Consider the following 4616-nt stretch of genomic DNA (forward strand, 5'->3'; position numbering starts at 1 on the left):
CAGCTCGAAAGGTCAACACGCCCTAACAAACTCGTTCAGTGTGCTAGAGTTTATTTGTCTTGTCTATCACCATTAGTCATTGTAATTACTATGGTTATTTGGTCTCTTGTTGTTATTTACTGAACATTAAAAATCACATTACGATGTAGCTTGCTTATAAGTTCATCAATATCGAATAGATATTACTTTCGAGTGTTGAACATCTTCTTGGTCTCTTTTTCTGACCAGAAGTTAATGTTGAATTGCGCGTCGTCACTCAGCTCTACTCGGTGCCAATATTGAGGTGGACTTGTGGCAAATTGCCCTGCTTCAATCGTGATAACATTTTCGGGTTCTGTCGCTTCTGCATCGGCAAAACCATAGAAGGTCACTGTGCCTTCCATTACGCAGATCTGACCAAACACGCCTTCAGCTGTATTGTGATGATTGAGCAGTGCTGCTGGGATGTTGTCCTTAGTGAAAAACGGTGTTGAACGTTGAATTTTCCAGTGAGAAGGAATACGTAAATGACTCATATAAAACCTCTTATTTAACTTTAACTGTTCTTTGAAATAGGTACTTCGGTGTTTTAGGTAGCCTATCTTTACCAGTAATTTTCACTGCTGAATTGACCAGGCTTTCGACGTAGATGCTTTTCGAAACCTAAACTTGTTAGTGCGTCACTTGTGTCACGAACCATTTGCGGATTGCCGCAAAGGTAGAAGAAACTGCGGGTTTGATTGAAAGTGACAGACGCGGCTTGCTCGAGGTCGCCTCCAAGTAACAAACTTGGGATTCGTCCGCGCAAAGTTCCGGTAACTGATTCTCTAGAAATAATTGGCACATATTTAAGTCTCCCTTGAAAGTGATCAACGAGTTGAGTGATACGATCTCGATAAGTGAGGTCTTGCTCTGTTCTTACGGCATGCACCAGAACCAGATTTTTGAATGAAGAGGCTTTGTCTGAAGCCAACTCATTCTGCTGTATCTGCATGCTCTCAAGCATTGAGATAAACGGGCCTACCGCGGTTCCGGTTGAAAGCATCCATAGATCGTCTGTGATCTCTGGGATCTCATCTAATGTCATGAAACCACTTGGGTCTTTGCCGACAAAGATGTCATCGCCAGCTTGCAGTTCGTGAAGCTGAGGCGAGAGCTGACCGTTCTGATCCTTAATAATCAAAAATTCTAGATGTTGATGGCCTTGCTCATGCTCTGGTGCATTTACCATGGAATAAGCGCGTCTCACGAACTCACCTTCGTTATTGAGCAAGCCAAGCTTAGTGAACTGACCTGCCTGATAAGAAGAGACAGGAGCACTAACCTGGATTGAGAACAATTGATCTGTCCATTCTGTCTTGTTTAGGACTTTGCCTGTAACTAAACCATGAGGAATATCTGTCATATCATCCACCTTTAAGAAGAGAAGTTATCTCATTAAGGATACTCAACTATTTACACTTTAGAGTTGCATGTACCATGCCAATAATGAGAATGCTTATCAATACTGGTTTGAAGGGTGGTTGTTGGATCGAATGTTGTCAAAAAGACAATATATCAATGATGTCTAAATGACTTATCTGTGTGTTTTTGGTTTCGTTTTAATAGGCTTTCGCTGGTTGAACATCGTTAGCATAGGTTGAGTGGTTTGACCCCTAAGATATTCAATCAATTACTGAAGAGAATAATTTATAGATGCGTATAATGGCGGCTTTCGTTCTCAATATAACTGTGTTTTATGCTTGATAATCTTCGTATGGCCTTGAACGTATTGTTCGTGACCATTAATACTGCATTCACCGCATTGGCTGTGAGTCTGTTTGCCCTAATCAAACTTATTTTGCCAATCTCTGTCGTTCAAAAATCATGCACTCGCTTAGCTAACTTCACATTCTGGTGTTGGGCTTCTCTTAATTTATGGATGTTGAACGCCAATAACGATATCGAATGGCAAGTGGAAGGGGGGGAAGATATTTCGACCAAGCAGTGGTATTTGATGATGTCTAACCACTTAAGCTGGGCAGATATTGTGATTTTGTCTTCGATCTTAAAAGACAAAATGCCGATGACGAAGTACTTCTTGAAACACGAATTGCTGTACGTACCATTTGTTGGCTTAGCATGCTGGGGTTTAGATATGCCATTCATGAGACGCCACTCTCGTGAGTTTCTATTACGTAACCCTGAACGCCGTAATGATGACTTCAATGCAATCAATAAAGCGTGTACTAAGTTCAAGTTAGCACCGACAACATTGGTCAACTTTGTTGAAGGGACTCGTGCAAACCATGAGAAACTTGCGTCAGCAAAAACTCCTTACCGCCATCTATTGAAGCCGAAAACGGGTGGTGTGGCGTTTGCCTTATCTGCAATGGGCCCAATTTTGGATGGCATCGTGGATGTGACTTTAGCTTACCCTGAAAACCAAACCTCTCCGTTTGAAGATATGCTGAAAGGCAAAATGACTAAGGTTGTTGTGCGTATTAAATTGCATCCAATGGATGAGAACGTGAATGGTAACTACTTTGAAGATAAGGCATTTAAACGTCGCTTCCATAGCTGGTTAAACAACACTTGGAAAGAGAAAGATGCCTATCTTGATACGGTCTATGGGGTTGATAAGCCCTCTGAGGTTGAGACAGTTGATGAGGCTGATAAGCTTTATAAGAAACAAGAGCAGTAAGCTCAAACTGAATAAATAGTATTAAAAAAGCCGATAGCTCATTGAACTATCGGCTTTTTTGTTGATTCGACTTGCTTCACCTTCAGCAATAAAGTTAGTACTTACTATGGTTTAACCGCTTGGTAGGCATCAATAATATGCTTCACTTGGCTAGGTTTACCTTGTTTCTCCTGCCCTTGATGGATACGCAAGTAGTGCTGCAGTGTTTTGGCTTTGTACTGCTGAGATACCTTAATTTGTTCATCGCTGCTTGGAGTCCATATCTTATCACCGACGTTTGAAATCTCGCTTACTGTCGAAGTATCTACTCTTTCACCTCGGTTATTGCTGACTAATAAAATTTCGTAGTAGCGGCGATTCTCCTCAATCAACACCTCATCAATTAGGCCGAACTTGAGCGATTTTAAGTGGCTTCTTAGCTCAAATTGCTGATGAACAGGGCAGAGCAAGAAGTCGATCGCTTTGTCTGGATGCTGGCGGTGAATATCGTCCACAAGCTTTTGAGTTAGATCGCCACCGACTCCTGCAATGATGACCAGATGCTTGCCCGTGTGTTTTTCCAATGGGATTGCAGAGACATCCATGCAGTGGACTTGCCATTGGCTAGTGACTTTTTGTTGTGCCATCTCGCTTTGTGGAAAGTAACGCACCAGTTTGCTTTCTAGCTCGCTCATTAGGGACGGAACAATATCGACAAAGTGAATGTGAGGGGCTTTGTTGTCCGCCAACAGTTGAACGCCCAAGAAGCCATGATCACAGCAACAGTCCCAAATGTGTTGGTAGTCATTACTGACAAGGGAGTGGAGAGTTTGCAGTCGGTTACTTAGCTTCATAAGGTTCGTATCGTCAGAAAGGTGAGGTTGTCGTGTTGAACGCGCATTGTAATGACTTTCTATAAAAACAAAAGCACCGAGAGCGTGAACCCTAGGTGCTTTGTTTTTATCGGTATCCGAGTAAGGGATTTGTTAGGGCAATTTATGAAGCCTATGCAACAGCCCTGATGTGGCCTTCAACTCGATTTTTTCCAAGTTGTTGAGCGATAAGCTTTGCTTGCTCAGCAAGTGCTAGGGCTGTATCTGGCTCTCCCTCTATTTGAGAAAAACCGACACTTACGCCTAAAGAGAGGCTGATGTCTGGCGTCACAATCGTTTTCTCTGCTACGCCAATTCGGCACTGGTCTAGTTGGAACTTGGCGTCGTTAGCGTCGTTTGCTTTGAATAATACCGCGAACTCTTTGCCTCCGACACGAGCAAGGCATAGCCCTTTAGGCTTCGGAAAGTATGAGCGCAGTGCTTCTGCTGTTAGCTTGATCATCTTGTCACCCACGGCTTCACCATAAGCACGGTTTAAGTGATCAAAGTTATCGATATCGAGTAGAGCAATATAGGTTTCTGGCTGGTTGGCGTAGTTTTCCAATGCAAGGTTGAAGCTACTTTTATTATCTAATTGCGTCATTAGGTCTTTACTACTCAATTGGTGCTGAAGCAGTAAGTTGGACAGTGAGACTTCCGTGTAATCTCTGATCATGCGCAAGATATTCTGGCTAATAGGCAAGTTCGCATTCACATACAACACCGCAATTAACTGCTGACGTGAGTACAAAGGAATGCAGTAGTGACGTTGGTCTATTTTTAGTTTGCGTGCGAGAGGATCGGCGTCCTTACCATTTCGATAAACCATGGCGTTTGCGACAAAACGTTCAGAGAGCGCTTTGTCACAATGCACTGTCGATTTGTTTCCATGATAATCAAGTGTACTGAATGAGTGGTTTTCTGGTTGGTAGAGACAGAATTGAATACCTTTGTGGTAGGTAAAGTTATCCAAAATTGATTTCAGTTTGCGCTTAAAACTCGCAAGGTCTTCCACTTTGTTGAGTTGAGACAAAGAGACGTTTAAACGATAAGCCAGATAGTTGGCACCAATCCACAATAGCAGGAGTGAGCCCAGTACTAAG

Annotated in this window: 5 protein-coding genes; 1 reads left to right on the forward strand and 4 read right to left on the reverse strand. The window is 42.7% G+C overall.

What is annotated here, in order from left to right; translation table 11 throughout:
• Nucleotides 1–182 precede the first annotated feature (182 nt).
• Nucleotides 183–515, reverse strand: coding sequence for a DUF1971 domain-containing protein (locus tag BCT81_RS16800; RefSeq protein WP_048660978.1), 333 nt, complete (start codon nt 513–515; stop codon nt 183–185).
• A 68-nt stretch (nt 516–583) separates the two neighbouring features.
• On the reverse strand, nt 584–1384 hold the full coding sequence (locus BCT81_RS16805) for a ferredoxin--NADP reductase (protein WP_102425186.1): 801 nt from the start codon (nt 1382–1384) through the stop codon (nt 584–586).
• A 333-nt stretch (nt 1385–1717) separates the two neighbouring features.
• Between BCT81_RS16805 and BCT81_RS16810 the strand changes: the two genes are divergently transcribed.
• Entirely contained in the window at nt 1718–2662 is a 945-nt protein-coding gene (locus BCT81_RS16810; protein ID WP_102425187.1) for an acyltransferase, read from the forward strand.
• A gap of 104 nt (nt 2663–2766) precedes the next feature.
• On the opposite strand, the gene BCT81_RS16815 is transcribed toward BCT81_RS16810, so the two are convergent.
• Nucleotides 2767–3495, reverse strand: a complete 729-nt coding sequence (locus BCT81_RS16815) for a tRNA (adenine(22)-N(1))-methyltransferase TrmK (RefSeq protein ID WP_102425188.1) — start codon at nt 3493–3495, stop codon at nt 2767–2769.
• Nucleotides 3496–3646: 151 nt separating this feature from the next.
• A partial coding sequence (locus BCT81_RS16820) for a GGDEF domain-containing protein (protein ID WP_133152647.1) occupies nt 3647–4616 on the reverse strand: 970 nt, incomplete at its 5' end.

This window comes from Vibrio sp. 10N.261.52.A1 (assembly GCF_002876325.1).
Classification (GTDB): domain Bacteria; phylum Pseudomonadota; class Gammaproteobacteria; order Enterobacterales; family Vibrionaceae; genus Vibrio; species Vibrio chagasii.

Excerpts from the sequence above, each read along its gene's own strand:
- BCT81_RS16805 (WP_102425186.1), bottom strand. The coding sequence starts at position 1,384 with ATGACAGATATTCCTCATGGTTTAGTTACAGGCAAAGTCCTAAACAAG.
- BCT81_RS16815 (WP_102425188.1), bottom strand. The coding sequence starts at position 3,495 with ATGAAGCTAAGTAACCGACTGCAAACTCTCCACTCCCTTGTCAGTAAT.
- BCT81_RS16810 (WP_102425187.1), top strand. The coding sequence starts at position 1,718 with ATGCTTGATAATCTTCGTATGGCCTTGAACGTATTGTTCGTGACCATT.
- BCT81_RS16800 (WP_048660978.1), bottom strand. The coding sequence starts at position 515 with ATGAGTCATTTACGTATTCCTTCTCACTGGAAAATTCAACGTTCAACA.